This window comes from Pseudomonas sp. Z8(2022), from assembly GCF_025837155.1.
Taxonomy (GTDB): Bacteria; Pseudomonadota; Gammaproteobacteria; order Pseudomonadales; family Pseudomonadaceae; genus Aquipseudomonas.
In genome coordinates, this window is sequence record NZ_CP107549.1 from 212,258 (window position 1) to 237,728 (window position 25,471).

The window sequence follows — 25,471 nt, forward strand, 5'->3', positions numbered from 1 at the left end:
GATGTGACGCGGTGGATGCCGCCGTGCATCCACCTTCGCCGTTTCAATCAGCCAAGGGTGCCGAGGATATTCACGCCTACCCGGTCCGGAATCTCGTTCTGAGAAAGCACGTGCAGGCCGGGGCTGAAGACCCGCGCGTAACGGGCCAGCAGCGGGCGCAGCTGCGGCATTACGGTGAGGATCGGCGGGTGGCCGTCCTTGCGCAGTTTCTCCTTTACCACCGGCATGGTGTTCTGCAGCTGGTTGAGCAGGCTCGGCTCTACCGGAATGTTGTCCAGGCTCACCGGGCCCGCCTGCTGCGCAATGGCCAGGGCGTTGAGCAGGGTGTTCTCCAGCGCATTTTCGAGTATGAACACCGACAGCTCCTGACGCTCGCCGGCGATCATGCCGACAATGCTGCGCCGTAGCGCGTACCGTACGTCAGACGCCAACAGTACCGGGTCCTTGGTCGATTCACTGGCCTCCAGCAGTGTGGTGGCGATGGTGACGATATCCTTGAGCGGTACCTGTTCCTGCAGCAGCTGACGATAGACACGATGTTGCTGGGTATAGCTGAGCTGGTTCTTCAGGCTTTCCGCCAGCTTCGGCGCCTGAACCTGCAGGCGTTGCATCAGATGGTCGACGTCATCGTGCTTGAACACATCCGGCAGATGCTCGCGGATCACCTTGTTCAGGTGGGTGGCGATCACGCTGGCACAGTCGATCACCTGGTAACCGAGGTTCAACGCGCGGGCCTTGTCCTCCGGCTGAATCCATACCACCTGCATGCGGTAGGCCGGGTCGACGCCGAGGATGCCGTCGATCTCGCCATAAAGCTCCGGTGAGGGGATGGCCATCAGACGGTCGGCGTGCAGTTCGGCGCCGTCGATCTTCTCACCGTTGATCTGGATGCTGTACTGCGAGGCCTTCAGGCGCAGGCTGTCGCGGATATGTACTTCCGGCAGGAGGAAGCCCAGGCTCTCCGATAGCGTCTGCCGCACGCCGCGCACGCGCTGAGTCAGCGGGGCGCCGGCCGCTTCGTTGACCAGGCCGACCAGCTTGTAGCCGAGTGAAACGGACAGACGCTCGACCAGCGGGATGTCCTCCCAGGCGAGGTTCTGCGCGCGCTCCTGCTCCATGGCTTTGCCCAGTGCCTGGACTTCCTGAAGGCTGGCTGCCTCGTCTGGTGGTGCATTGCGCGAGACTGCCCAGCCGACCAGTCCAGCCAGTGTGGCAAAACCAAAGAAGGCCAGGTGCGGCATGCCCGGCACCAGACCGAGCACGACGAGAATGCCGGCGACGGTATACAGCAGCGACGGGGTACCGAGCATCTGCTTGCGCACCTGCTGGGTAATCTCGGCCGACTCGTTGACCCGGGTAACGATGATCGCCGCCGCGGTGGCCAGCAGCAGCGCCGGAATCTGCGCCACCAGGCCGTCACCGATGGTCAGCAGGGCGTACTGGCGGAAGGCGTCGCCGGCGCTCATGTCGTGGGCGAACACACCGATGGCGAAGCCGCCGAACAGGCTGACCAGCAGGATCAGGATGCCGGCCACGGCGTCGCCGCGGACGAACTTCGAGGCCCCATCCATGGCGCCGTAGAAGTCGGCTTCCTTGGCCACGTCCTGGCGACGCTGCTTGGCTTCTTCCGGACCGATCAGGCCGGCGTTGAGGTCGGCGTCGATGGCCATCTGCTTGCCGGGCAGGGCGTCCAGGGTGAAGCGCGCGCTGACCTCGGAGATCCGTTCGCCACCTTTGGTGATCACGATGAAGTTGACGATCATCAGGATCACGAACACCACCATCCCGACGATGAAGTTACCGCCGATTACCACCTCGCCGAACGCCTCGATCACCTTGCCCGCGGCACCGGTGCCGGTGTGGCCTTCGAGCAGCACCACGCGGGTGGAGGCGACGTTCAGGCACAGGCGCAACAGGGTGGTGATCAGGATCACCGTCGGGAACAGGGAGAAGTCAAGCGGGCTCTTGGCTGAAATGCTGACCAGCAGAATCAGCACCGCCAGGCTGATGTTGAAGGTGAACAGCACGTCCAGCACAAGCGGTGGCAGGGGCAGGATGACCATCGCCAGGACCGAGAGGATCAGGATCGGGATACCGATACGGCCGCTGCGGAAGGTGGGCGCGAGTTGCTGCAGTAGGTTCATGGATCAGCCCCTGTTGGCCAAGCTGTCGGGAATCGGAAGGTTGCTCGCCAGTTGTGGCTTGCTTCTGCGGCCCTGACGCCAGGCCTTGAGCTGCAGGATGTAGGTCAGCACGTGGGCGACCGCGGTATACAACGGTGCCGGTATCTGCTGGTTGATCTGGGTGGTGAAGTAGATGGCGCGTGCCAGTGGCGGAATCTCGACCACTTCGAGTTCATGCTTGGCAGCCATCTGACGCATGTACAGCGCGGTCTCGTCGACGCCCTTGGCCAGTACGAACGGGGCGGCGGCCTTCTTGGTGTCGTACTTGAGCGCCACGGCGTAGTGCGTCGGGTTGGTGATCACCACGTCGGCGCTCTTGATCACCTTGCTGATCTGCCGCTGCAGCATCTGTCGCTGCAGCTGCTTGATGCGCGCCTTGACCTCGGGACGGCCTTCCTGGTTCTTGTGCTCTTCCTTGCGCTCCTGCTTGGTCATGCGCATCTTCTTGAGGAAGAAGTAACGCTGCAGCGGGATGTCGATGAAGGAGAACAGCACGAAGATCAGCATCAGACACAAGGTCAGATTGAAGATCAGATTGAACGCTGCCGAGATGGCCTCGAGCACGCTGCTGCGCTGCAGGGCGATCAGATCCGGGAGAGCCGCGCGCACCAGTACGTAGCCGACGCCGAGCAGCACCAGAACCTTGAGCACCGACTTGAGCAGCTCGCTCCAGTTCTGCGCCGAGAAGATTCGGCCAAGGCCGGTAATCGGGTTGAGCTTGCTGAATTTTGGCGCGAAGTTCTTCGAGGAGAACACCCAGCCGCCCGGCACCAGTGACAGGACCACCACCAGAAGCGAAGTGAGCAGCAGCGGTGCGAGCATCTTGATGAACACCAGCATGTTGTAGCCAAGCAGGGTGTCGAGATCATCCAGGCCGATCTCGCTATGGCCGAACTGGATATAGGACAGACGGAAGCTGTCGCTGAGCCCTTCGAAGAAAAGCCCGGCGCTGAACTTGAGGATGAACAGCGTGGCGATCAGCGAGATGGTGGTCGACAGGTCCTTGGAGCGCGCGACCTGGCCATCATCCTTGCTCTTCTTCAGCTTGTGCGCGGAGGCCTCTTCGGTTTTTTCCTGACCGCTGTTCTGCTCAGACATCGCCGCCCTCCCGCAGAATCACACCGATGCCGTTGAGCAGCTCGCGGGTCAGGTGCAGGTAGCTGTCAGGCAGGTTCGGCAGGGTCAGGTAGATGCACAGCAGCCCCATCAGAATGCTGATGGGAAAGCCCAGGGAAAACAGGTTCATGGCCGGCGAAATGCGGTTGAGCAGGCCGAAGCAGAATTGCACCAGGGTCAGGCAGAACACGATGGGAAGGGTTACCAGCACTGCCGCCGCCAGTACCCAGGAGAAGGACTGAATCAGGCTCTGTGCACCCATCATGTGGATGCCGCTGCCCACCGGCCAGAACAGGAAACTCTGGTACAGCACGCTGACAGTGACCAGGTGGCCGTCGATGGCGAAGAACAGCAGCACCAGCAGGATGAAGTACAGCTGGTAGATGATCGATGACGACGACACACCGTTCACCGGGTCGTTGTAGCGCGCCATGCTCATGCCCATCTGCGTCGATACCACCTCGCCCACCAGCATGAAAATGGTGAACACCAGCTGCAGGGTCAGGCCAAGCAGTACGCCGAAGGCAATCTGCTCCAGCGCGGTCATCAGGCCTTTCAGTGATAGCGGGTCGATCTGTGGCATGTCCGGCAGTGCCGCACCCAGGGCGACCGTCAGGGCCAGGGCAAGGAGGATGCGCACGCGCACCGACACCGCCTTGTGGTTGAACAGTGGTGCCATGCTGAGCAGTGCCACGATGCGGCAGAACGGCCACCAATAGGCCTGCAGGCTGGTCAGGTACTGGCTGGCATGCAGCACGGGTTCGGACATGCGTCAGCCCACCAGGTGGCCGGCCTGCTTGAAGGTTTCGATGAACAGATCACCCAGGGTGCGCAGGATCCAGTGGCCGGCGAACACCAGCATGGCCAGGGTGATCAGCAGGCGCGGCAGGAAGCTGAGCATCTGCTCGTTGATCTGCGTGGCCGCCTGGAAAATGCTCACCAGTAGGCCGCCGAGCAGGCTCGGCACCACCAGCACGCAGACGATCAGACCGGTGATGTAGACCGCATGGGCCACCAGTTCGGCGGCGTGTTCGGGCGTGAGCATCGCAAGGCCTCGCTAATAGGGCTGAATGCTGGTGGTGAGCGTGCCGACCAGCAGCGTCCAGCCGTCCACCAGGACGAACACCATCAGCTTGAATGGCAGCGAGATCATCATCGGCGAGAGCATCATCATGCCCATCGCCATGAGCACGCTGGCCACCACCAGGTCGATCACCAGAAACGGCACGAAGATCATGAAACCGAGCTGGAAGGCGGTCTTCAGCTCGCTCAGGACGAAAGCCGGCAGCAGCAGGGAAAAGTCCAGCTCGGCCAGATCCTCGGGCATTTCCTCCCCGGCCAGGGCTACCAGGGTTTCCAGCGAGTTCTTGCTGGTCTGCGCCAGCATGAACTGGCTGATGATGCGCTTGCCCTCGCCGAGACCCTGTTCGAGGCTGATCTGGTCCGCCTCGAAGGGGACGTAGGCTTCGGTGTACATCTCCTGCCAGACCGGGCGCATCACCAGCAGGGTCAGGCACAGGGCGATGCCGATCATTACCGGGTTGGGCGGGCTCTGCTGCAGGCCGATGGCCTGGCGCAGAATCGCCAGAACGATGATGAAGCGGGTGAAGCAGGTCATCATCATCAGCATGGCCGGGAGGAAGCCCAGCAGCGTCATGATCAGCAGGATCTGCAGCTTGACGCTCAGGGTCTGGCCGTCTTCGGTGTCGTTGAAGTTGAACAGGGTGATGTCACCGCCGGCCGCCTGAGCCAGCAGCGGGCAGCACAGGGCCGCCAGCAGCAGACCGTTTTGCAGCAGCCGACGCAACATCACACGCCCAGCCCGCTGAGGCCGCTGCCGGACAGCTCGACGATGCGCAGGCCGTAGTTGCCGTTCATCACCACCACTTCGGCCTTGGCGAACAGGGCGCCGTTGACCTTCACGTCGAGCGGCTCGCCGGCCAGCTTGTCGAGAGCGATCACGCTGCCGGCGTCGACATCCATCAGCTCCTTGAGCGTGATCTCGGTGGAGGCCACTTCCAGGGTGACGTTTACCGGGATCTTGCCGAAGAAGCTCAGGTCCTGCTGTGGCAGGGCGGCCGGTGCCTGCTCGGGCATGGCGTCGCTGACGGACTCGTCGAGGGTGAGGCCGGCGTCGTTGATCAGGCTGTCGAAATCGTTGTCGGAAATGGGGCTGCTCATGGGGTCTTCACGCTCTCAAGAGAAGTCAGGAACAAGGAGCCGTCGTCTTCGAAGATGGCGCCGCGAAACAGCTTCTGCTGGTTGATCTGTACTTCGCAGCGCTCCAGCAGGCGCATCGGCAGGATGTCGCCGGGGCGCAGGGCCAGGACCTGCGACAGCGGCATCTGCAGGCTGGCCACCACGCAGTCCAGGCGAACCGGCAACTGACGGATCTGGTTGAGCGAATTGCCGCTCTGGGTGGCTGCTGCCGGCGGTGTCAGGCGGCTGGTCAGTTCATCGACCAGCTGGGTGTCCAGATAGATGAAGATCGATGCCTGGCTGCCGGTGATGTGGCTGATGAAGTTGAACTCCGCCACGTACTCCCAGACGGCCTCTTCATAGGTGTTGTCGTACGGTTCGAGCTTGCCGAAGGTCTGGCCGGCGAGGATCGAGCGGGCGAACAGCTGGGTGACATCCAGACCCAGGCGCGTGCGCATGCGCTGTTCCGATGTGCTCACCGGCGGCGCTTCATGGTTCGGCAGGCAGGTGCCGCCGTAGTAACACTCCAGCGCCTCGGTCAGCAGGGCGCGATCCATGGCGAAGCCGACCTTGCCCAAGGTCGAGCGATAGAGACACTCGGCTTCTTTATTGATCTCTTCATGAACATCGACCCGAAGCAGTTCGAGATTGATTCGATAGTTGCGAAGAAAGTAGTCGCTGATGATCCGCGGATACTTGGCGGATATCTCGCGAATATAGTTAGGAATCTTGTGGTAGTGCCGGCCAAGTTTCTGCGGTTTCAACCGGGTCAGACTGTCGGCGGGCACGCCATGAAGGACTTTTTTAATCCTGGTCATGTTGTGGGCTGTATTCCTGGTTGTAACTGCGAGTGCACCCGCGAGCAATTCGAAGGGCGTGCAGAGGACGTTTTGATGAGCCGGCTGGCCGCGGCAGCGTCGCCTTGGCCATGGCGTCTGAATCATCCGGGCACAGCGCTGCCGCCCAGTGATGACGAGGCGGAGTCTAGGCGGAGGGAGGGCGGGAAATTAAATCAATAGATATCAAATGCTGTCTTTGATAGCGGCTTGCCAGCATTGATAGGAAATAACAGCAAGTAATTCGGTGATTTTTTGTGCGCTTGTTAACGTCCGCGGCGTAATCCGTCGCACATATATATGTCACGCCGACAAGTACTGCCGAAGTTGACCCATAAGGGCGACGGAAAGTTTCGAAAGATTAAGGGGCCATGTGAAAAAAATCTGTCATCTGCTTGGCAGTTTTGAACACCGGGTCAAATGCCGCCGTCGGGCTCATGAAGGACAACGGGTGATTTACCTTGAAGCATTCAACTCAAACGGTAAGTTACGCCTGCGATGAGCTGTTCGATGAACAGCTGGGGCAGCAACATATAGTGGTGATCGGCCAGGCCGATGCGGCCAGCGAGCGCCTGCTCACTGGTGGCCTGCAGCGTCAGGGCTTTCCTGTGCGTCGCTTTGCCAGTTGCCTGGAGCTTGACCCGGCCGCGCTGAAAGGTGCCAGCATGGTGCTGGTGTTCGTCAGCAGCCTGGCCGGCAATACGCTTTATGCGCAGGTAGGCGCCATTCTGCGTCAGGCGGGCCGTGTCGGCGTGGTGCCGGTGGTGGAATATGCCGACCAGGAGAAAGCCGCCGCGCTGCTGGAACTGGGTTGCGTCGATTATCTGCTGGCGCCTTTCAGCGAAGCTCAGCTCAACGCACTGCTGCGTCGTCAGGAATCGGCCAGCTCCGGCGAAGAGGGCTTCGTTTCCTGCTCGCAGGCCGGTCGCCGCCTGCTGGCCATGGCCCAGCGCGTAGCCATGACCCGCGCGCCGATCCTGATCACCGGCGAGACCGGCACCGGCAAGGAATTGATGGCGCGCTACATTCACCGCTTCTCCGCGCAGGACGAGGCGCCGTTCATTGCCGTGAACTGTGCGGCGATCCCCGAGCAGATGCTCGAATCCATCCTCTTCGGTCATGAGAAAGGCGCCTTCACCGGGGCCGTGAACGCTCAGCCGGGCAAGTTCGAACTGGCCAACGGCGGCACGCTGCTGCTCGACGAGATCGGTGAGCTGCCGCTGGGGCTGCAGGCCAAGCTGTTGCGTGTGCTGCAGGAGCAGCGCGTCGAGCGCCTCGGCGGGCGCCGGGAAATAGCACTGGACGTGCGCATCATCGCCGCCACCAACCGTGATCTGCAGCAGGAAGTGGCCGAAGGGCGTTTCCGTGCCGACCTGATGTTTCGCCTCGATGTGCTGCCCTTGCACATCAGCCCGCTGCGGGAGCGCAAGGAAGACGTACTGGCCCTGGCCCGTCGCTTCATCCGCCAGTACGCGCCGCAGGACGCGCGCCACGAACTGCTGACCGAAGATGCCTGTCGCGCTCTGCTGGCGCATGACTGGCCGGGCAATGTGCGTGAGCTGGAGAACTGCCTGCAGCGTGCGCTGATTCTGCGCAACGGTCTGTACATCCAGGCCCAGGATCTGGGCCTGAGCGTGCCTGTCAGCAGCGCGCCCGAGCTTGCCCCCCGTCTGCAGCCGCAAGCGCTCGAAGGCGGCAAGGCAGCCCTGCGCGCGAGCGGCAAATGGGCCGAGTACCAGCATGTGATCGACACCATCCGCCGTTTCGGCGGGCACAAGACCAAGGCCGCCGAAAGCCTCGGCATGACCCCACGCGCACTGCGCTACCGCCTTAACGCCATGCGTGAGCAGGGCGTGCAGATTCCCGTCTAGGAGAAGCAACGGATGAACTCGATTAGCCAGGTACAGCAGGACCTGCTGGGCCGCATGGAGCAGATGAAGAACCTCGGTGAAGCTGCGCCGATCAAGCCGGCGCAGGCGTTCGCCGGGCAGTCTGGCGAGGGTGGTTTCGCCGCCGCCTTCGACAATGCGGTACGCGCGGTGGATGCGCAGCAGCATCGCTCCGGCGAGCTCATGGCAGCCGTCGACAGTGGGCAGAGCGACGACCTGGTGGGCGCGATGATCGAGAGCCAGAAAGCCAGCGTTTCGTTCAGTGCCCTGATGCAGGTGCGCAACAAGCTGTCCAGCGCATTCGACGACATCATGAAGATGCCGCTGTAAGCGGATCGGGGACTGACGCGTGCTGCAGACCATAAGAAGCAAGCTGCCCGAAACCGGGTTGAAACTCGATCCACGCCTGACGCTGATCGGCCTCGCGGTGATCGCCGCGTTGCTGGCGGTGGGCGTGGTGTTCTATCTCTGGCGTGACCAGGGCTCTTTCCGCCCGTTGTACGGAACCGGTGAGGCCTATCCGGCTGCCGAGGTGATGCAGGTGCTCGATGGCGACGCGATCAGCTATCGCCTGCACCCGCAAAGTGGCCAGGTGCTGGTGCGCGAGGATCAGCTGGGCCGTGCGCGCATGTTGCTGGCGGCCAAGGGCGTGCAGGTCAAGGTGCCGGCCGGCTACGAGCTGTTCGACAAGGACGAGCCGCTGGGCACCAGTCAGTTCGTTCAGGATGTTCGCCTCAAGCGCAGCCTGGAGGGCGAGCTGGCACGTACCGTGATGGCGCTCAAGGGCGTGGAAGGTGCCCGCGTGCACCTGGCGTTGCAGGAAAGCAGTTCCTTCGTGGTTGGCAAGCGCGAACCGGGCAAGGCTTCGGTGATGTTGCAGCTGGCGCCCGGCTACAAGCTGGCGCCGGAGCAGGTCAGCGCCATCGTCAACCTGGTGGCCGGCAGCGTGCCCCAGCTCGAGGCCGGCAACGTGCAGGTGGTCGATCAGCACGGCGTGCTGCTGTCGCGTGGTATCGACGTGCTCGGCGGGCCGGTGCAGAACTGGCAGGTGGTGGACGACTACCAGAGCAAGGCCGTGGCCAATGCCGAAGCGGTGCTGGCGCCGGTTCTCGGTGGCGGCAACTACCGCATCAGCGTTTCCGCCGATATCGATTTCAGCCAGAAGGAAGAAACCTTCCAGGCCTATGGCGAGAGCCCGCGTCTGCGCAACGAAGTGCTGCGTGACGAAAGCGTGCTCGACCAGCTGGCGCTCGGCGTGCCCGGCTCGCTGGCCAACCGCCCGCCGCAACCGGCCCCGGCGGCCAATCAGGCGGCCAATCAGCAGGGACAGGAGGGCGCTCAGGGCGACAACGCCAATCAGGCGGCGACCTCGCTGCGCAAGGAATCCAACCGTCAGCTCGATTACGACCAGAGCATTACTCACGTCAAGCACGCGCCTTTCAGCCTGCGTCAGCAGAGCATCGCCGTGGTGCTCAATGCCGCGGTGGCGCCGGAGGGTGGCTGGACGCCCGAGGCGCGTGCCGAGCTGGAAGCGATGGTCAAGAGCGCCGTGGGCTTCAACCAGGCGCGCGGCGATCTGCTGACGCTGAGCGTCTTTCCCTTTACCGACGGCGGTTTCGCCGGTGCCGGTGAGGAACTGCTGCCCTGGTGGGAAAACGCCAAGGTGCATGACCTGGCCAAGCTCGGCGTGTTCGCCCTGATCAGCCTGCTGCTGTTGCTGATGGTGGTGCGCCCGGCAGTGCGCAGCCTGAGCCAGCGTCACCAGCCGGGGCTGCCGGCGGCCGAGGGCGATGATCAGCTTGCCCTGCATGCCGAGCGTGCGGCCGAGCGTCTGCTGGCTCGCGTCGGCGACGAGGCGCCGGGCGCCACCGTGCTCGGCGAACTCAGCCCTCTGTCGGAGATTCGCCTGCCGGCGCCCGGCTCGGGCCTGGAACTACAGATCGAACACCTGCAGATGTTGGCCAAGAACGATCCCGAGCGCGTCTCGGAAGTCATCAAACAGTGGATAGGGCGCAATGAACGAGACCTCAACCCAGCCTGACGGCCGCGGTGGTTCCACCGCCAAGGAAATGCGCCTGCGCGTGCAGAAGCGTTCGCTGAGTTCTTCCGAGCAGGCCGCGATCCTCATGCTGAGCATGGGTGACGAGATTTCCGCCGGCGTGCTCAAGCACTTCTCGCGTGAGGAAATCGTCAGCATCAGCCAGGCCATGGCGCGTCTGTCCAACGTCAAGCAGCCGATGGTCTCCGACGTCATCGGTCGCTTCTTCGAGGACTACAAGGAGCAGAGCAGCATCAAGGGCGCCTCGCGCAGCTACCTCGACGGCATGCTCAGCAAGGCGCTGGGCAGCGAGATCACCCGTTCGCTGCTCGACAGCATCTACGGCGAGGAAATCCGCGCCAAGATGGCCAAGATGGAGTGGCTCGATCCGAAGCAGTTCGCTGCGCTGATCGCCAAGGAGCACGCGCAGATGCAGGCGGTGTTCCTCGCCTTCCTGCCGCCGGGCATGGCCAGCGAGGTGCTCGAGTGCATGCCCAAGGAGCGCCAGGACGAGCTGCTCTACCGCATCGCCAACCTCAGCGAAGTGAACAGCGACGTCATCGCCGAGCTGGAGCAACTGATCGAACGCAGTCTGGCGGTGCTCAGCACCCAGGGTTCGCAGGTACGCGGCATCAAGCAGGCGGCGGACATCATGAACCGCTTCAAGGGCGACCGGACGCAGATGTTCGAGCTGCTGCGCGCTCATGACGACCAGCTGGTCGAGCGCATCGAAGATGAAATGTACGACTTCTTCATCCTCTCGCGGCAGAACCAGGACGTGCTGCAGGCGCTGCTCGAGGCCGTGCCGCTGGAAGAGTGGGTAGTCGCCCTCAAGGGCGCCGAGCCGGAGCTGGTGCGTGCCATCCAGGGCGCCATGCCCAAGCGCCAGGCGCAGCAGATGGAGTCGATCAACCGTCGTCAGGGGCCGGTGCCGTTGAGCCGCGTCGAGCAGGTGCGCAAGGACATCATGGCCGTGGTCCGCGAGATGTCGGCCAATGGCGAGCTGCAGGTGCAGCTTTTCCGCGAACAGACGGTGGAATGAGATGACGGTCAAGGTGATCAAGGGCGACGCCCGCCAATGGCGTGCCTACCGTTTTCCGCCGCGCAGCAGCCAGCCGGCGGCGGACTGGAGCGGCGATGCCGCCGGTCTGCAGCGGGCCATGGCCGATGGCTTTCAGCAGGGCATTGAAAAGGGCTACCAGGACGGCCTGCAGCAGGGTGAGGAAGCCGGGCGTCAGGCCGGTTTCCAGCTGGGACGCGACGAGGGCCTGAAGCTTGGGCGCGAGGAAGGCCGCAACGAAGGTCGTCGCGAGTTCGAACTGGCCGCGCAACCCTTGCAGCAGATCAGCGAGAAGCTCGAGCAGTATCTCGGCGAGCTTGAGCACAAGCGCCGTCAGGAGCTGCTGGAACTGGTCAAGAAGGTGTCGCAACAGGTGATTCGTTGCGAGCTGACGCTGCATCCGACCCAGTTGCTGGCGCTGGTCGAAGAAGCGCTGACCAGCATGCCGGGCGAACCCGAGGACGTGCAGGTACTGCTCAGCCCCGAAGAGTACGCCCGGATCAAGGCGCTGGCGCCGGAGCGCGCGGCGAGCTGGAAGCTGGTGGCCGACGAGCGCCTGGCTCTCGGTGAATGCCGCGTGGTCACACCGCAGGCCGAGGCCGATGTCGGATGCCAGCAGCGTCTCGACGCCTGCCTCGACACCCTGGCCGAGCACCTGCACCTGACCGAAGCCTGAGCGGGAGCGGACGCCGATGCTCGACTACAAACTCGACGAAGCGCTGCGCTCGCTCGACGGCGTGCAACTGGCCAAGGTGGCCGGACGTCTGGTGCGGGTTTCCGGCATGCTCCTGGAGAGCCTCGGCTGCCAGCGCAGCACCGGCCAGCGCTGCCGCGTCGAACAGGCTGACGGCAGTCTGCTGGATGCCCAGGTGGTCGGCTTCAACCGCGATATCACCTATCTGATGCCGTTCAAGAAGCCGGTCGGCCTGGCCGCCGGCTCGCGCGTATTCCCGGCCAAGGACGAGGCGCTGCTGCAGATCGACGAATCCTGGCTTGGTCGCGTGGTCAACGGCCTTGGCGAGCCGCTGGACGAGCGCGGCAAACTCTCCGGGCGCGACACGCTGCCGATAGAGCTGCCTTCGGTCAATCCGCTCAAGCGCCGTCCGGTGGAGGCCGCGCTGGATGTCGGTGTGCGAGCCATCAACGGTCTGCTGACCCTCGGCAAGGGGCAGCGCGTCGGCCTGTTTGCCGGCTCTGGGGTGGGCAAGAGCGTGCTGCTGGGGATGATCACCCGACAGACCAAGGCCGACGTGGTGGTGGTCGGGCTGATCGGCGAGCGTGGCCGCGAGGTGCAGGAATTCATTCTCCATTCCCTTGGCGAGGAAGGCCTGCGCAAGGCCGTGGTGGTGGTGGCGCCGGCCAACGAGTCGCCACTGATGCGCCTGAAGGCCACCGAGCTGTGCCACAGCATCGCCGCCTACTTCCGCGACCAGGGCCAGGATGTACTGCTGCTGGTCGATTCGCTTACCCGCTATGCCATGGCCCAGCGCGAGATCGCCCTGGCCCTGGGCGAGCCGCCGGCAACCAAGGGCTATCCGCCGTCGGTATTCGGCATGCTGCCGGAACTGGTGGAAAGTGCCGGCAACGGCGAAAGCGGCAGCGGCAGTCTCAGTGCGATCTACACCGTGCTGGCCGAGGGGGATGACCATCAGGACCCGATCGTCGACTGCGCGCGGGCCATTCTCGACGGCCACATCGTGCTGTCGCGGCGTCTGGCCGACGTCGGCCACTACCCGGCGATCGACATCTCCGCCTCGGTCAGCCGCTGCATGAGTCAGGTCGGCGAGCCCGCGCACCTGGCGGCCGCTCGCCAGTTCAAGGAGTTCTACAGCACCTATGAAAAGATCAAGGAACTGATCCCGCTGGGTGGCTATACCCCGGGCATGGACGCCAAGACCGACCGCGCCGTGCAGCTGGCGCCCAGCCTCGAACGTTTCCTGCGCCAGGAAGTCGGTGCCAGCGCCGAGCTGGGCGCCAGCGTCGCGACCCTGCAGAGCATCATCAAATGAAAGAACAGATAGAAGTCCTCGGCCGCCTGGCCAGCCTGCGCGGTAACAAGGTGCAGCAGATGCTCGGCCGCGTCAGCTACCAGCAGAACCTTTGCCAGCGCTACCGCAACAACATCGCCGGCCTCAGCCGTCTGTGCGGTTTCACCGTGGCCATGACCACGCCGCTGCAGCGCGACAACCAGCAGCGCTACAAGGCGACCCTGTACAAGATGGTCGAGCTGCAGCGGCGCGAGCTGGCGCTGGCCGAGGAGAATCTGGCACGCATTCAGCGCGAGCTGCTCACGGCGATGCGCAGCGAGAAGGTCATCACCCAGTTTCTCGAGGGCAAGATGGGTGAATGGCAGGATCTGCTTGCCCGTCAGGAACAGAAGATTCAGGATGGTCTGGCCGCGCAGGCCTGGTGGCGCACGCAGGTTGGCTAATTTTTTCGACCTGTTTAATTTCTTGTCGCGCCTGGTCGCTCTAAGGCCATAACACCACGCGAGTTGGATTCGAATCATGGAAATCAGCAGGCATCTCAAGCCCAGTCTCAACCTGCCCAGTGACGCACCGGTGCAGGTGCAGAGCGCCCGCCCGCAGCCAGGCGGCAATGCCCGCACCGCTGGCAGCCAGGAGCCGCGCCTGGAGCAACTGCAAGACGCCCTGCGCAACCTGCCGGACGTCGATCTGGACAAGGTTGCTCAGCTCAAGGCCGCCCTGGCGCGCGGTGAGCTGAGCAGCGATCCGGCCGCGCTGGCCGGCAGCATGCTGACCTACCACAGCGGTAGCGATGCGTGACCACTGCGCGTGAGCAACAGCTGCTTCAGGTGGTCGAGCAGGACCTGCATCAGGACTGCGCCGACTATCTGAGGCTGCGCGGGCTGATGCAGGAGCTGTATCAGCAGTTGCTCAAGCGCGACAGCAGGCAGATTGACCTGCTCAACGAGCAGATCCTGCCACTTGTGGACCAGGCCAAGGCCCGTGCGGAGCGCCGCAGCAAGGTGCTGACCGCCTTCCGTCTCGGCAGCGGCCACGAGGCCATGAACAAGCTGCTCGGGCGTTTTCCCCCGGCCCAGCGCGGCCACCTCGAGCATACCTGGGAGCAGCTCGGCCAGTTGGCCGGTCAGTGCAAGCGCCTCAACGAGCGCAACGGCAAGCTGCTGGCCATGCACCACGAGATTCTCGAACAGCTGCTCGGCGAACCCGGTTCGGCGCAGCTGTACGCACCGCAGCCCTACTGAGTCGCCGCCCCGGCGAGCTAAAAGCCTATGCCGCACCGTGCTAGACTCGCGCGCTTCCGATCTTGGTGGTTTTTTTCCGTGCCTCACGCCGCTCTCGCTCATCCGCCGCGCTGGCTGACCCATGCCCAGCTTCATCCGCAGCCGGCTGCCGGTGTACGCGACTGGTTGTTCAACGAGGATTCGCTGACCCGCCGTCTGACCGCGCTGTCCAATGACGGCTTCTCGGTGATGCCGCTGGAGGAAGGCTGGCAGCGCCTGCGCAGCGATGAGTGCGCGCTGCTCGGTGTGGTCGATGGCAGCCAGGGCTGGGTGCGTGAGGTATACCTGCGCGGCCACGGGCAGCCCTGGGTGTTCGCCCGCAGTGTCGCCACCCGCAGTGCGCTGGAAGGCTCCGGGCTGAATCTGGCTGAACTGGGCACCCGTTCGCTGGGTGAACTGCTGTTCAGTGACCGCGCTTTCGACCGCGGCGAATTGCAGGCCTGTCGTTATCCGGCGGCCTGGCTGCCTCAGGCGGTACGCGAGGAGCGCCTGTGGGCGCGGCGTTCCTGCTTCAGCCGGGGGGCGCTGGGAGTGCTGGTGGCCGAAGTCTTTCTGCCGGCGTTCTGGCAGGCAGCGGGAATGGACGCCTAGCACTCGATGCGCTCTGTGGCCCGTGCCACGCTCTCTCGGCTGTTCCCCCGTATAATCCGCGCAACCTGCACGGAGATGCTTCGATGTACACCCGCCTGCTGCAATCGACCAACCGCCTGCACCCGCGCGCCTGGGACTTCATCCAGCTGATGCGCCTGGACAAACCCATCGGCATCTATCTGCTGCTGTGGCCGACCTTGTGGGCGTTGTGGGTGGCGGCCGAGGGCATGCCGAGTGCGAAGAACCTGTTCATCTTCGTTGCCGGCGTGATTCTGATGCGCGCCGCCGGTTGCGTGATCAACGATTACGCCGACCGCAACTTCGACGGCCACGTCAGCCGCACCAAGGCACGCCCGCTGGCCAGTGGCAAGGTCAAGCCGCGCGAGGCGCTGGTGCTGTTCGCCGTGCTGGTGGCGCTGAGTTTCGTTCTGGTGCTGTTCACCAACGCCACCACCATCTGGCTGTCATTCGGCGGCCTGGCCCTGGCCGCCTGCTACCCCTTCATGAAGCGCTACACCTTCTACCCGCAGGTGGTGCTCGGTGCAGCCTTCTCCTGGGGTATGCCGATGGCCTTTACCGCCGAAACCGGCAGTCTGCCGCCGGAGGCCTGGCTGCTGTACATCGCCAACCTGCTGTGGACCGTGGCCTACGACACCTATTACGCCATGGCCGACCGTGAGGACGACCTGAAGATCGGGGTGAAATCCACCGCCATCCTGTTCGGCGACGCCGACCGTCTGATCATCGCCAGCCTGCAGGGGCTGGCACTACTGTGCCTGCTGCTGGCCGGCGCGCGCTTCGAGCTGGGCCTGTACTTCCACTTCGGCCTGCTGGCGGCCGCCGCCTGCTTCGTCTGGGAATTCCATGCGACTCGTCGCCGTGAGCCACTGGTGTGCTTCAACGCCTTCCTGCACAACCACTGGGCTGGCCTGGCGATCTTCGTCGGCATAGTGCTGGACTACGCATTGCGTTGAGAGAGCGACTCCGGCCGTTCCTCGCCTGTTATCGCCTTGTCGTGCTCTAGCTCGCGAAATCGTGACCACGCTCCAGGCACTGCCGCCTGGCTGTCATATCGCTGCAACAATTTCGTTATCTAATGCAGCGCAGACAGAGAACCAACAGAGGCCAAGGCCCCATGGCTGGCAAGAACATCCTGATCGTCGATGACGAAGCACCGATCCGCGAGATGATCGCGGTGGCCCTGGAAATGGCCGGTTACGAGTGCCTGGAAGCGGAGAATACCCAACAGGCACATGCCGTGATCATCGATCGCAGGCCCGATCTGATCCTGCTCGACTGGATGCTGCCCGGCACCAGCGGCATCGAGTTGGCCCGGCGCCTCAAGCGCGACGAGCTGACCAGCGACATCCCGATCATCATGCTCACCGCCAAGGGCGAAGAGGACAACAAGATCCAGGGACTGGAAGTCGGCGCCGATGACTACATCACCAAGCCGTTCTCGCCGCGCGAGCTGGTCGCCCGCCTCAAGGCTGTGCTGCGCCGCGCCGGCCCCGGTGACAACGAAGGGCCGATCGAGGTGGGCGGCCTGCTGCTCGACCCGATCAGCCACCGCGTGACCATCGACGGCAAGCCCATCGACATGGGCCCCACCGAATACCGTCTGCTGCAGTTCTTCATGACTCATCAGGAGCGCGCCTACACCCGCGGCCAGCTGCTCGATCAAGTCTGGGGTGGCAATGTCTACGTCGAGGAGCGTACCGTCGATGTGCATATCCGCCGCCTGCGCAAGGCGCTGGGCGGGGCCTACGAGAACCTGATACAAACCGTGCGCGGGACCGGGTATCGCTTTTCCACCAAGGGTTGATCGCTGGCGCGGCGCCTCTACGGGGCCGCTCTTCTGACAAGGATGCGCTCCATCGTGAATCAAGACTGGCGTGGTGCCGTTGTGCGCCGGCTGTTGCTGCTGGTTGGCGCCTGCCTGCTGCTGGGTTTCATCACCGGCGAATATGCCTGGGCGCTGGTCATCGGCCTGGCCATTCATCTGGGCTGGACCCTCAGCCAACTGCTGCGCCTGCACAAATGGCTGCGTGAGCACAAACCCGACGAGCCGCCGCCGGATGGCTACGGCCTGTGGGGCGAGGTGTTCGACAGCATTTACCACTTGCAACGCCGCAACCAGAAGGCCCGTGGCCGTTTGCAGGCGGTGATCGACCGCGTGCAGGAGTCCACCGCAGCGCTCAAGGATGCCGTGGTGATGCTCGACAGTCAGGGCAACCTGGAATGGTGGAACCGCGCCGCCGAGACCCTGCTGGGTCTCAAGACGCCGCAGGACAGTGGCCAGCAACTGGCCAACCTGGTGCGCGACCCGCGTTTCAAGGAGTACTTCGAACGCGGCAACTACGCCGATGCGCTGGAGATTCCTTCGCCGGTCAATGACCGCCGCCGCCTGCAGTTCCATATCACCCGCTACGGCAACCGCGAGCACCTGCTGCTGGTGCGCGACATTACCCGCCTGTATCAGCTGGAGCAGATGCGCAAGGATTTCGTCGCCAACGTCTCCCACGAGCTGCGCACGCCGCTGACGGTGATCGCCGGCTATCTGGAAACCCTGCTGGACAACGTCGAGGCGGTCAACCCGCGCTGGTTGCGCGCGCTGCAGCAGATGCAGCAACAGGGCGCGCGCATGCAGACCCTGCTCAACGACCTGCTGCTGCTGGCCAAGCTGGAAGCCACCGACTACCCCTCGGACAACCAGCCGGTGGCGGTCGACCAGATGCTGCTGTCGATCAAGAGCGACGCCCAGGCGCTGTCCGGCGATCAACTGCATCGCATCGTCCTGGAGGCCGACCCGCACATCAGGCTCAAGGGCAGTGACGCGGAGCTGCGCAGCGCGTTCTCCAACCTGGTGTTCAATGCGGTCAAGTACACCCCGGCCGGAGGCGATATCCACATTCGCTGGTGGGGTGACGAGCAGGGCGCGCACCTGGCGGTCAGCGATACCGGCATGGGCATCGAGAGCAAGCATTTGTCGCGCCTGACCGAGCGCTTCTATCGCGTCGATTCCAGTCGCGCCAGCAACACCGGTGGCACCGGCCTCGGCCTGGCCATCGTCAAGCACGTGTTGCTGCGCCATCGCGGCAATCTGGAAATCAGCAGTGTTCCAGGCAAGGGCAGCACCTTTACCTGCCATTTCGCCACTGCACAGCTGGTCCGGCGCGCACGCTGAATGCTTGCATTCGCCGCGACTAAGCTCCAACCTTTAGCAATCATTGGCCAATCCGAACCTTCATGGACCCCTCCACGAGTCTCCCTGCTTCCGCCTACCTGGCCGATTTCGGCCTCATGCTGTTCGCCCTGTTTCTCGTTCTGCTCAACGGTTTCTTCGTAGCCGCCGAGTTCGCCATCGTCCGTCTGCGCGCCACCAAGGTCGACTCGCTGGCCGAGGCGCACGGTTGGCGCGGGCGCATCCTGCGTACCGTCCACCAGCAGATGGACGCCTATCTCTCGGCCTGCCAGCTGGGCATCACCCTGGCCTCGCTGGGCCTTGGCTGGGTCGGTGAGCCGGCTTTCGCCGAGCTACTGACGCCGCTGCTCGGCGCCCTGGGCATCGACTCGCCGGCACTGATACACGGCATCGCCTTCTTCTCTGCTTTCGCGATCATCTCCTACCTGCACATCGTCATCGGCGAGCTGGCGCCCAAGTCCTGGGCGATTCGCAAACCCGAGCTGCTGTCGCTGTGGACGGCCGCACCGCTGTACGCTTTCTACTGGCTGATGTACCCGGCGATCTTCGTGCTCAACGCCAGCGCCAACGCCATTCTGCGCATCGCCGGCCAGGGCGAGCCCGGCGCGCACAACGAGCACCATTACAGCCGCGAGGAACTCAAGCTGATCCTGCACTCCAGTCGCGCCAGCGACCCGAGCGATCAGGACATGCGCGTGCTGGCCTCGGCGGTGGAACTCAGTGAGCTGGAGGTGGTGGACTGGGCCAACTCGCGTGAGGACCTGGTCTACCTCGAACTGCACGCCGACCTGGACGAAGTATTCGCCGTGTTCCGCCGGCACAAGTACAGCCGCTTCCCGATCTATGACGAGGTCGCGGGCGAGTTCGTCGGCGTGCTGCACATCAAGGACCTGCTGCTGCACCTGTCGCAGCTGGATGCGCGGCCACAGGCGATCGACCTCGGCGAGCTGATGCACCCGCTGGAGCGGGTCAACCGGCATATGCCACTGACCCAGCTGCTCGAACAGTTCCGCCAGGGTGGCGCGCACTTCGCGCTGGTCGAGGAGGCCGACGGCAAGGTCATCGGCTACCTGACCATGGAAGACGTGCTCGAGGCCCTGGTGGGCGACATTCAGGACGAACACCGCAAGGCCGAGCGCGGCATTCTCGCCTACCAGCCGGGCAAGCTGCTGGTGCGGGGCGACACGCCGCTGGCCAAGGTCGAGCGCCTGCTCGGCGTCGATCTCGACCATATCGAGGCCGAAACCCTCGCCGGACTGATCTACGAGACCCTCAAGCGCATGCCCGAGGAAGAGGAGGTGCTGGAAACCGATGGCTTGCGCATCATCATCAAGAAGATGAAAGGGCCGAAGGTGGTCCTGGCAAAGGTGGTCAAGTTGCTCTGAGGTCTGCAGGCGCCTGATAGAGGCGCCGCGCTCACAGCGCAGAACCAATATCGGATATCCATTCGCTCAGAATTTTCCCTTTAAATTCAGGCATATTCAGTATTTATTCAGTTTCGCGACCGCTCGTCCGGTTTGCCGAATCCCTCTCCTGCATCGACAGTCTAGGTACTTGCGTCCCACATACGGTGGGCGGCTATCCACTAATTGCCAAGGAAATCGTCATGCAGCTGTCCAGCATCCCCAAAGCAACACTCGCCCTTTGTCTGGCGGGCGCCTCGCAGGCCTATGCAGACTCGGTCACCGACCCGATCTCGACCTTCGGTGTCATCGCTTCGCATAACCAGTACAAGCTCACCGTAGATGATGAAAGCAACAAGGAACGCCTCAACCAGGGCGGCCTGTTCTACAACTTCGGTAACAAGCTGACCGGACAGGAAGGCTTCATTTACCAGGCGGGCATCGAAGGCCAGTATCGCGACAAGGACGATGTGGAATACAAGTCCGCACGTGCCGACCTTGACCTCGGCTTGCGTGCCGCGCTGAGCACCAACAACTACGTCGACCTGGTCATCGGTGGTGGCTATGACTGGGGCCGTATCGAGCAGGACGATGTCGGCCCGCTCGACAGCAACGTCAAGCTGACCAGCAAATCGCCGTTCGCCAAGGCCGGGATCGGCTACAACTACCTGACCCCGGACTACACCGTGCGTCTGGAAGTGGGCGCCCGCTATTCGATGAACTCCGAAGCGCGCCTGAAGGTCGATGGCGACAGTGACTCCGTGGACCTCAAGGACAAGGTCAATCCTTACGGCGAACTGACCGTGTTGTGGAACAAGGGCATCAACAACCTGCCGATCAGCACCACCCTGTACTACACCCAGACCCGCTATGAGCTCGACAGCAACAGCGCCATTGCCGAGCGCAGCAAGCTCAAGCAGGAGCAGGTTGGTCTGCGCGTCGGCCTGGCGTTCTAAGCCAAACCGCGCACCAAGAAAAACCGCCCGTGCTGTCGGGTGGTTTTCTTCCCCTCTGCGATTCTTCTCCGCCTTGTCGCCTTGCCCAACCTCTGGCTGGCTTGCCGAGCCGCTTCTGGCCAGCTGCCCCTCGTTCCAGTAGGGTGTGACTCCGCCACTTTCCCATGAAGGCCTGTCATCTGGCTGATGCGGTCTGCAGTGGCTGTGGCCACGGTCGGCTTCGAGCTGGCCGGGCGCCCTGAACCTATTTGAATCAAGCTGACGGCCTGCAGGCCGTTGCGTCGTTTGTGTACGAGGAATCACAGCATGAGTGCACCAGTCGTCATCGTCGGGACCGGTCTGGCCGGCTACAACCTGGCCAAGGAGTGGCGCAAGCTCGACCCGCAGACGCCCCTGCTGCTGATCACCGCCGACGACGGCCGTTCCTACTCCAAGCCGATGCTGTCCACCGGCTTCGGCAAGAACAAGGATGCCGACGGCCTAGTCATGGCCGAGGCCGGAGCCATGGCCGAGCAGCTCAATGCAGAGATCCGCACCCACACCCGCATCACCGGTATCGACCCGGGCCACAAGCGTCTGTGGATCGGCGAAGAGGCCGTGATCTACCGCGATCTGGTGCTGGCCTGGGGCGCCGAACCGATCCGCGTGCCGGTGGAGGGGGACGCCCAGGACGCGGTGTTTCCGATCAATGATCTGGAGGACTACGCTCGCTTTCGCAGCGCCGTGGCCGGCAAGCGGCGCGTACTGATTCTCGGGGCGGGCCTGATCGGCTGCGAATTCGCCAATGACCTCAGCGTTGGCGGATACGAGGTGGAGTTGCTGGCGCCCTGCGAGCAGGTGATGCCCGGTCTGCTGCCTGCAGCTGCGGCGTCTGCCGTTCAGGCTGGTCTGGAGAGCCTGGGCGTGCGTTTCCATCTCGGTCCGGTACTGGCCAGCCTCGACCGCCAGGGCGATGCGCTGCAGGCCACGCTGTCCGATGGTCGTCTGATTTCGTGCGATGCGGTGGTTTCCGCCGTCGGCCTGCGTCCGCGCACTGCGCTTGCCGCCGCAGCCGGCCTGGACATCAACCGCGGCGTGATGGTCGACCGCTGTCTGCGTACCTCGCACGCCAACATCTACGCCCTGGGCGATTGCGCCGAGGTCGAGAGCCTCAATCTGCTCTACGTCATGCCGCTGATGGCCTGCGCCCGTGCCCTGGCCAAGACCCTGGCCGGAGAGCCGACGGCGGTCAGCTACGGGCCGATGCCGGTAACGGTCAAGACTCCGGTCTGCCCGCTGGTGGTTTCGCCGCCACCGCGTGGCAGCCACGGCCAATGGTCGGTCGAAGGCAGTGGCAGCGATATCAAGGCGCTCTGCCGCGAGGCTTCCGGAGCACTGCTCGGTTACGCGCTGACGGGGGCGGCAGTGCAGGAGAAACTGGCCCTGAACAAGGAGCTACCCGCGCAGTTGGCATGATTGCCTGCCGTTCTGTCGGATACGCCACGAAATTGCCCGGTTAATCTGCCCTTCGAGACTGGCGCCGCGCCGTGCGGCATGCCATTCTCCCCAAGGTCTGCCGCAGCGCAGAGCTGTTGCGGCGCCTTGGGCGCTGTTCTGGAAGAACAGCACGGACACAACAACAAAAAACCGTCAAAGAGGCACTTATGCGTAAACCGGAACTCGCCGCCGCCATCGCCGAAAAGGCTGATCTGACCAAGGATCAGGCCAATCGTGTACTCAACGCTGTACTGGAAGAAATCACCAGTGCCCTGAACCGCAAGGACAGTGTGACCCTGGTAGGCTTCGGTACCTTCGTCCAGCGCCATCGTGGCGCCCGCACTGGCAAGAACCCGCAAACCGGTCAACCGGTAAAGATCAAGGCCAGCAACACCGTCGCCTTCAAACCGGGCAAGTCCCTGAAGGACGCGGTCAACTGAGCCCGCTACCCGGAGCCGCTCGGCTCCGGGTTCCCCTACGTAGCCCGACTGCGAAACGAGTTGGTACATCCGTACTTTCTGCAGGCTGTAGTCTTGCGAGAAAACCACTACAATGCGCGGCCATCATCTTCGATCACGAGGGCCTGTGCATGAAATTTCGTTTTCTTCTGTGGATGCTGGGCCGCCTGATGGCCAAGGCCAGCCGTGATAATCCCGCCTTCCGTGAGCAGCTCGCAGGCCGCGACATGGTCTTTCAGCTGCACACCCTGGACGGCAAGGTCGCCCGTCACTTCATCATTGCCGGTCAGCGCGTGACCAGCAAGCGCGGTGTTGCCAAGGAGCCTGCTTTCGCTATCGGTTTCAAGGACGCCGCCTACGGCTTCGAGACCATGACCGCGAAGAACAAGCAGCTGGCCTTTATGCAGGGTATCCAGAACAAGGACATCCAGATCCAGGGCAACCCGGCGCTGGTCATGTGGTTCCAGGGGCTGACCAAGTACCTGATGCCGAAGAAGAAGACCGAGGCGCCGAAAAAGGCGGCCTGATCGACATCGGTGCGCGTCGCAGGCTGGCTGCGACGCCGCGCTTTGGTTAGGCTGCCAGGCAAGTCCCTGTGGAAAGCCTGAGCATGCGTCTTTTCCTCCTGCCCCTGTTGCTGCTTGCCGCCATCACGGTGCGAGCAGAGCCGGCCTCTGCCAAGACCCTGTTGCCGCTGTTCGAACTGGCGGGCATCCATCTGCTGTGCGAGCAGACCGTGCCGATGCTGCAGCGCGGCCAGGGCGAAGCGGAACAGAAACGCCTCGCGCAGTTGTTCGCTGGCGAGACGTTTTGTCTGGATCTGGCCAGGCGCGTCGGCAAGCGCTTCGATGACGTGCAGGGCGAGCAGGTCAGAGAGCGCCTCGACAGTCCGCTGGCGCAGCGTTTCACTGCCGCCGAGCGTGCTGTCGGTGAGCAGCCGGAAGGCCTGGCCGAATACCGTCAGCGGCTTCAGGAGCAACCGCCACGAGGCGTACGCCTGGAGCTGATAAAGCGGCTCGATGCTGCCGCACGTACCACCGAACTGGCCAGTCTGCTGCGCTACGAGGTGGGCAAGACTCAGGCGCTGCTGGCGCTACGTGCGCGGGGCGAGACTCTCAGCGAGGCCGAACTGCAGGCGCAGACACAGAAACAGGCCGAGGCCATTCGCCAGTCCAGCGAGCAGGCGGTGGAGAGCTTCATGTTCTATGCGTATCGGCAGATGCCCAGCGATCAGTTGGCCGATTATGCGGCGCTTTACGAGCACCCCAGTGTCAGCCAGTTGCTCGCCATCAGTCTGGAAGTGGTACCGCAGCTGTTCGCCGAGCGTCGCCAGCAGCTGCGCAAGACGGCAGGCAAGCCCTAGAGCCATGCCTGCCAGGCGCAGGTTCAGTGCGAATGTTGAAACTGCGCCGCCAGCTCGCGCAGGGCGACTTCGGCGCTGAGCACCTTGCTCACGGCGTCTTCGGCCTTTTCCCGGGATATGCCCAGCGCTTCGAACAGTTCGTCCGGAATCTCGCTCTGCGGCCCGGAGCCGATGCCGCGGTTACGCAGCAGATTCACTGCCAGGCACACCAGATTGGGGAAGGCCGCGTTGTCGCCGGCATAGGACGGGTCATGCTGGAAGCGCAGGGCGGTGGACAGTTCTTCCGGCATATCCCAGGGACGCATCAGCCAGGCGCCGATCTGCTCGCGGGTGATGCCCAGCAGGTGCTGCTCGATATGCCCGTGTGACAGGTGCGGGTTGACCTCCAGATGGCGGCAGATCAGCGAGAAGTGCGGCGGGAAAACGTGCGCCAGGACCAGATAGCCAAAGTTGTGCAGCAGGCCGGCGAGGTAGGTCAGGCCGGCTTCCGGGCGTTGTGCGCGCGGCATGGCGCGGGTCAGACCCTCGATGACCGCCGCGGTGTAGATCGCCTGTTGCCAGTAGGGCGTGGCGTGCTGTGGCTGGTCCTTGGGCAGGCTCAGGGTCTTGCCCAGGGCCAGGCCGAGGGCCAGGTTGATCACCAGATCGAAGCCCAGTACGCGCACGATGGCGTCCTCCACCGAGCGAATCTTGCCGGGCGCAGCGTAGTAGGGTGAGGCGGCCCAGCTGATCACCTGCGCCGCCAGCGCCGGATCGGTCTCGACCACGCCGGTGATGTCGTCCAGTGTGGCATTGGGGTCGACCCGCAGCTTGATGATCTTCTGCGCGGTTTCCGGCAGCGGTGGAATCTCGATGGTTTCCTCCAGACGCTGCTGGATGCGCCGTGCGGTGAAGGCCTGTACCGCCTGGGTGATTTCCGCGCGGTCGTCATGCGGGCGATCCAGGTTCGGCTTGATCGCGCTGACCGGCTCACCGAAACGCGCGGCGCTGGCCTTGCTCAGCAGTGTCTTGAAGGCTTCGGTGGGAATTTCCAGCAATACGCCGGGCTGGCCGGAGTCGATCAGCAGGCTGGGCACCTGCAACAGGCGTTCTTCATAGAGGCAGGGCGAGCTGGTCAGCGGCGGCAGGCCGGGCAGAGCGGCGAGATTGTGCTTGCCGAGCATGCGCTCCAGGCGTTCCGGTTTGACTGCGGTGAGCTGGCGCCCGGTCAGTTCCGCCAGGCGCGACAGATCCAGCAGGTGGCTGCGCGGGTAGAGCACCAGCAGGGCACCGACGGCATCGTCCACCAGCACGGCCTGCAGGCGCGCCTCGCTCGGCTGGCCCGGTCGCTCTGCTCGCACCTGGTAGGGAAGGGCGAGTTTCTCCAGCAGTTGCACGATCACGGCGGGCGGTTGCGGAGTGGCGTTGGCGGCGAGGGCGACTTCAGTCAT

At 63.7% G+C, this 25,471-nt stretch carries 27 protein-coding genes; 19 read left to right on the forward strand and 8 right to left on the reverse strand.

Annotation, left to right across the window (positions count from 1 at the left end; all coding sequences use genetic code 11):
- Positions 1 to 47: 47 nt before the first annotated feature.
- Genes flhA through OEG79_RS00950 form a run of 7 tightly spaced genes read right to left on the reverse strand, consistent with a single transcriptional unit; the run spans position 48 to position 6,316 of the window.
- Complete coding sequence (flhA, locus tag OEG79_RS00920) at positions 48 to 2,144, reverse strand: flagellar biosynthesis protein FlhA (RefSeq protein ID WP_264147024.1); 2,097 nt, start codon at positions 2,142 to 2,144, stop codon at positions 48 to 50.
- A gap of 3 nt (positions 2,145 to 2,147) precedes the next feature.
- A complete protein-coding gene (gene flhB, locus OEG79_RS00925; protein ID WP_264147025.1) occupies positions 2,148 to 3,281 on the reverse strand; it encodes a flagellar biosynthesis protein FlhB in 1,134 nt (377 codons plus the stop codon).
- Positions 3,274 to 4,068, reverse strand: a complete 795-nt coding sequence (gene fliR / locus OEG79_RS00930; RefSeq protein ID WP_264147026.1) for a flagellar biosynthetic protein FliR — start codon at positions 4,066 to 4,068, stop codon at positions 3,274 to 3,276. Before fliR ends, flhB begins: the two co-directional genes overlap by 8 nt.
- A gap of 3 nt (positions 4,069 to 4,071) precedes the next feature.
- Positions 4,072 to 4,344, reverse strand: a complete 273-nt coding sequence (locus OEG79_RS00935) for a flagellar biosynthetic protein FliQ (protein ID WP_037051071.1) — start codon at positions 4,342 to 4,344, stop codon at positions 4,072 to 4,074.
- Between the two features lie 12 nt (positions 4,345 to 4,356).
- A complete protein-coding gene (gene fliP / locus OEG79_RS00940) occupies positions 4,357 to 5,109 on the reverse strand; it encodes a flagellar type III secretion system pore protein FliP (RefSeq protein WP_264147027.1) in 753 nt (250 codons plus the stop codon).
- On the reverse strand, positions 5,109 to 5,480 hold the full coding sequence (gene fliN / locus OEG79_RS00945) for a flagellar motor switch protein FliN (protein WP_264147028.1): 372 nt from the start codon (positions 5,478 to 5,480) through the stop codon (positions 5,109 to 5,111). The genes fliP and fliN overlap by 1 nt, the downstream gene beginning before the upstream one ends.
- Positions 5,477 to 6,316: a FliM/FliN family flagellar motor switch protein gene (locus tag OEG79_RS00950; protein WP_264147029.1), complete on the reverse strand. Its 840-nt coding sequence runs from the start codon at positions 6,314 to 6,316 to the stop codon at positions 5,477 to 5,479. The genes fliN and OEG79_RS00950 overlap by 4 nt, the downstream gene beginning before the upstream one ends.
- Before the next feature lie 479 nt (positions 6,317 to 6,795).
- On the opposite strand from OEG79_RS00950, the gene OEG79_RS00955 reads away from it, so the two are divergent.
- From OEG79_RS00955 to OEG79_RS01045, 19 genes are all read left to right on the forward strand, one after another.
- Positions 6,796 to 8,205: a sigma-54 interaction domain-containing protein gene (locus OEG79_RS00955; RefSeq protein WP_264147030.1), complete on the forward strand. Its 1,410-nt coding sequence runs from the start codon at positions 6,796 to 6,798 to the stop codon at positions 8,203 to 8,205.
- A gap of 12 nt (positions 8,206 to 8,217) precedes the next feature.
- Entirely contained in the window at positions 8,218 to 8,553 is a 336-nt protein-coding gene (gene fliE, locus OEG79_RS00960; protein WP_264147031.1) for a flagellar hook-basal body complex protein FliE, read from the forward strand.
- Between the two features lie 19 nt (positions 8,554 to 8,572).
- Positions 8,573 to 10,264, forward strand: coding sequence for a flagellar basal-body MS-ring/collar protein FliF (gene fliF, locus OEG79_RS00965; protein WP_264147032.1), 1,692 nt, complete (start codon positions 8,573 to 8,575; stop codon positions 10,262 to 10,264).
- The gene (locus OEG79_RS00970) at positions 10,239 to 11,303 is read left to right on the forward strand and encodes a FliG C-terminal domain-containing protein (protein ID WP_264147033.1); all 1,065 of its coding nucleotides are present in this window, start codon (positions 10,239 to 10,241) and stop codon (positions 11,301 to 11,303) included. Before fliF ends, OEG79_RS00970 begins: the two co-directional genes overlap by 26 nt.
- A gap of 1 nt (position 11,304) precedes the next feature.
- A complete protein-coding gene (gene fliH, locus OEG79_RS00975) occupies positions 11,305 to 11,997 on the forward strand; it encodes a flagellar assembly protein FliH (RefSeq protein WP_264147034.1) in 693 nt (230 codons plus the stop codon).
- A 16-nt stretch (positions 11,998 to 12,013) separates the two neighbouring features.
- A complete protein-coding gene (gene fliI / locus OEG79_RS00980) occupies positions 12,014 to 13,330 on the forward strand; it encodes a flagellar protein export ATPase FliI (protein WP_264147035.1) in 1,317 nt (438 codons plus the stop codon).
- The gene (locus OEG79_RS00985; RefSeq protein ID WP_264147036.1) at positions 13,327 to 13,752 is read left to right on the forward strand and encodes a flagellar FliJ family protein; all 426 of its coding nucleotides are present in this window, start codon (positions 13,327 to 13,329) and stop codon (positions 13,750 to 13,752) included. The genes fliI and OEG79_RS00985 overlap by 4 nt, the downstream gene beginning before the upstream one ends.
- A 76-nt stretch (positions 13,753 to 13,828) precedes the next feature.
- On the forward strand, positions 13,829 to 14,107 hold the full coding sequence (gene flgM / locus OEG79_RS00990) for a flagellar biosynthesis anti-sigma factor FlgM (RefSeq protein ID WP_264147037.1): 279 nt from the start codon (positions 13,829 to 13,831) through the stop codon (positions 14,105 to 14,107).
- Positions 14,104 to 14,550, forward strand: a complete 447-nt coding sequence (locus OEG79_RS00995) for a flagellar protein FlgN (RefSeq protein ID WP_264147038.1) — start codon at positions 14,104 to 14,106, stop codon at positions 14,548 to 14,550. Before flgM ends, OEG79_RS00995 begins: the two co-directional genes overlap by 4 nt.
- A 78-nt stretch (positions 14,551 to 14,628) precedes the next feature.
- Positions 14,629 to 15,180 (forward strand): chorismate--pyruvate lyase family protein, encoded by a 552-nt coding sequence (locus tag OEG79_RS01000; protein WP_264147039.1) that lies wholly within the window; start codon positions 14,629 to 14,631, stop codon positions 15,178 to 15,180.
- Between the two features lie 83 nt (positions 15,181 to 15,263).
- Entirely contained in the window at positions 15,264 to 16,154 is an 891-nt protein-coding gene (gene ubiA, locus OEG79_RS01005; protein ID WP_264147040.1) for a 4-hydroxybenzoate octaprenyltransferase, read from the forward strand.
- A 161-nt stretch (positions 16,155 to 16,315) separates the two neighbouring features.
- Positions 16,316 to 17,005, forward strand: a complete 690-nt coding sequence (gene phoB, locus OEG79_RS01010; protein WP_264147041.1) for a phosphate regulon transcriptional regulator PhoB — start codon at positions 16,316 to 16,318, stop codon at positions 17,003 to 17,005.
- Between the two features lie 42 nt (positions 17,006 to 17,047).
- Positions 17,048 to 18,367: a phosphate regulon sensor histidine kinase PhoR gene (gene phoR, locus OEG79_RS01015; protein WP_264147042.1), complete on the forward strand. Its 1,320-nt coding sequence runs from the start codon at positions 17,048 to 17,050 to the stop codon at positions 18,365 to 18,367.
- A gap of 62 nt (positions 18,368 to 18,429) precedes the next feature.
- Positions 18,430 to 19,770 carry a hemolysin family protein gene (locus tag OEG79_RS01020; protein WP_264147043.1) on the forward strand — a complete coding sequence of 447 codons (1,341 nt, stop codon included), beginning with the start codon at positions 18,430 to 18,432 and terminating at the stop codon, positions 19,768 to 19,770.
- Between the two features lie 221 nt (positions 19,771 to 19,991).
- Positions 19,992 to 20,744 (forward strand): outer membrane beta-barrel protein, encoded by a 753-nt coding sequence (locus OEG79_RS01025; RefSeq protein ID WP_264147044.1) that lies wholly within the window; start codon positions 19,992 to 19,994, stop codon positions 20,742 to 20,744.
- A 306-nt stretch (positions 20,745 to 21,050) separates the two neighbouring features.
- Positions 21,051 to 22,199 carry an FAD-dependent oxidoreductase gene (locus OEG79_RS01030; protein WP_264147045.1) on the forward strand — a complete coding sequence of 383 codons (1,149 nt, stop codon included), beginning with the start codon at positions 21,051 to 21,053 and terminating at the stop codon, positions 22,197 to 22,199.
- Positions 22,200 to 22,387: 188 nt separating this feature from the next.
- On the forward strand, positions 22,388 to 22,660 hold the full coding sequence (locus OEG79_RS01035) for an HU family DNA-binding protein (protein ID WP_095599865.1): 273 nt from the start codon (positions 22,388 to 22,390) through the stop codon (positions 22,658 to 22,660).
- A 149-nt stretch (positions 22,661 to 22,809) separates the two neighbouring features.
- A complete protein-coding gene (locus OEG79_RS01040; protein WP_264147046.1) occupies positions 22,810 to 23,205 on the forward strand; it encodes a helicase in 396 nt (131 codons plus the stop codon).
- Positions 23,206 to 23,288: 83 nt separating this feature from the next.
- Entirely contained in the window at positions 23,289 to 24,041 is a 753-nt protein-coding gene (locus tag OEG79_RS01045; protein WP_264147047.1) for a hypothetical protein, read from the forward strand.
- 23 nt (positions 24,042 to 24,064) lie between these two features.
- Here OEG79_RS01045 and OEG79_RS01050 read toward each other — a convergent pair whose 3' ends face one another.
- Positions 24,065 to 25,471 (reverse strand): aminoacyl-tRNA deacylase and HDOD domain-containing protein, encoded by a 1,407-nt coding sequence (locus OEG79_RS01050; RefSeq protein WP_264147048.1) that lies wholly within the window; start codon positions 25,469 to 25,471, stop codon positions 24,065 to 24,067.

Bases quoted from the DNA above. Each gene is read 5' to 3' on its own strand.
- OEG79_RS01030 (WP_264147045.1), top strand. From the start codon at position 21,051: ATGAGTGCACCAGTCGTCATCGTCGGGACCGGTCTGGCCGGCTACAAC.
- phoB (WP_264147041.1), top strand. From the start codon at position 16,316: ATGGCTGGCAAGAACATCCTGATCGTCGATGACGAAGCACCGATCCGC.
- fliP (WP_264147027.1), bottom strand. From the start codon at position 5,109: ATGTTGCGTCGGCTGCTGCAAAACGGTCTGCTGCTGGCGGCCCTGTGC.
- OEG79_RS00985 (WP_264147036.1), top strand. From the start codon at position 13,327: ATGAAAGAACAGATAGAAGTCCTCGGCCGCCTGGCCAGCCTGCGCGGT.
- phoR (WP_264147042.1), top strand. From the start codon at position 17,048: ATGCGCTCCATCGTGAATCAAGACTGGCGTGGTGCCGTTGTGCGCCGG.
- OEG79_RS00935 (WP_037051071.1), bottom strand. From the start codon at position 4,344: ATGCTCACGCCCGAACACGCCGCCGAACTGGTGGCCCATGCGGTCTAC.
- OEG79_RS01050 (WP_264147048.1), bottom strand. From the start codon at position 25,471: ATGACTGAAGTCGCCCTCGCCGCCAACGCCACTCCGCAACCGCCCGCC.
- flhB (WP_264147025.1), bottom strand. From the start codon at position 3,281: ATGTCTGAGCAGAACAGCGGTCAGGAAAAAACCGAAGAGGCCTCCGCG.
- flgM (WP_264147037.1), top strand. From the start codon at position 13,829: ATGGAAATCAGCAGGCATCTCAAGCCCAGTCTCAACCTGCCCAGTGAC.
- flhA (WP_264147024.1), bottom strand. From the start codon at position 2,144: ATGAACCTACTGCAGCAACTCGCGCCCACCTTCCGCAGCGGCCGTATC.
- fliE (WP_264147031.1), top strand. From the start codon at position 8,218: ATGAACTCGATTAGCCAGGTACAGCAGGACCTGCTGGGCCGCATGGAG.
- OEG79_RS00950 (WP_264147029.1), bottom strand. From the start codon at position 6,316: ATGACCAGGATTAAAAAAGTCCTTCATGGCGTGCCCGCCGACAGTCTG.
- OEG79_RS00970 (WP_264147033.1), top strand. From the start codon at position 10,239: ATGAACGAGACCTCAACCCAGCCTGACGGCCGCGGTGGTTCCACCGCC.
- OEG79_RS01040 (WP_264147046.1), top strand. From the start codon at position 22,810: ATGAAATTTCGTTTTCTTCTGTGGATGCTGGGCCGCCTGATGGCCAAG.
- fliH (WP_264147034.1), top strand. From the start codon at position 11,305: ATGACGGTCAAGGTGATCAAGGGCGACGCCCGCCAATGGCGTGCCTAC.
- OEG79_RS01045 (WP_264147047.1), top strand. From the start codon at position 23,289: ATGCGTCTTTTCCTCCTGCCCCTGTTGCTGCTTGCCGCCATCACGGTG.
- fliN (WP_264147028.1), bottom strand. From the start codon at position 5,480: ATGAGCAGCCCCATTTCCGACAACGATTTCGACAGCCTGATCAACGAC.
- fliI (WP_264147035.1), top strand. From the start codon at position 12,014: ATGCTCGACTACAAACTCGACGAAGCGCTGCGCTCGCTCGACGGCGTG.
- OEG79_RS01020 (WP_264147043.1), top strand. From the start codon at position 18,430: ATGGACCCCTCCACGAGTCTCCCTGCTTCCGCCTACCTGGCCGATTTC.
- ubiA (WP_264147040.1), top strand. From the start codon at position 15,264: ATGTACACCCGCCTGCTGCAATCGACCAACCGCCTGCACCCGCGCGCC.
- OEG79_RS01035 (WP_095599865.1), top strand. From the start codon at position 22,388: ATGCGTAAACCGGAACTCGCCGCCGCCATCGCCGAAAAGGCTGATCTG.
- fliR (WP_264147026.1), bottom strand. From the start codon at position 4,068: ATGTCCGAACCCGTGCTGCATGCCAGCCAGTACCTGACCAGCCTGCAG.
- OEG79_RS01025 (WP_264147044.1), top strand. From the start codon at position 19,992: ATGCAGCTGTCCAGCATCCCCAAAGCAACACTCGCCCTTTGTCTGGCG.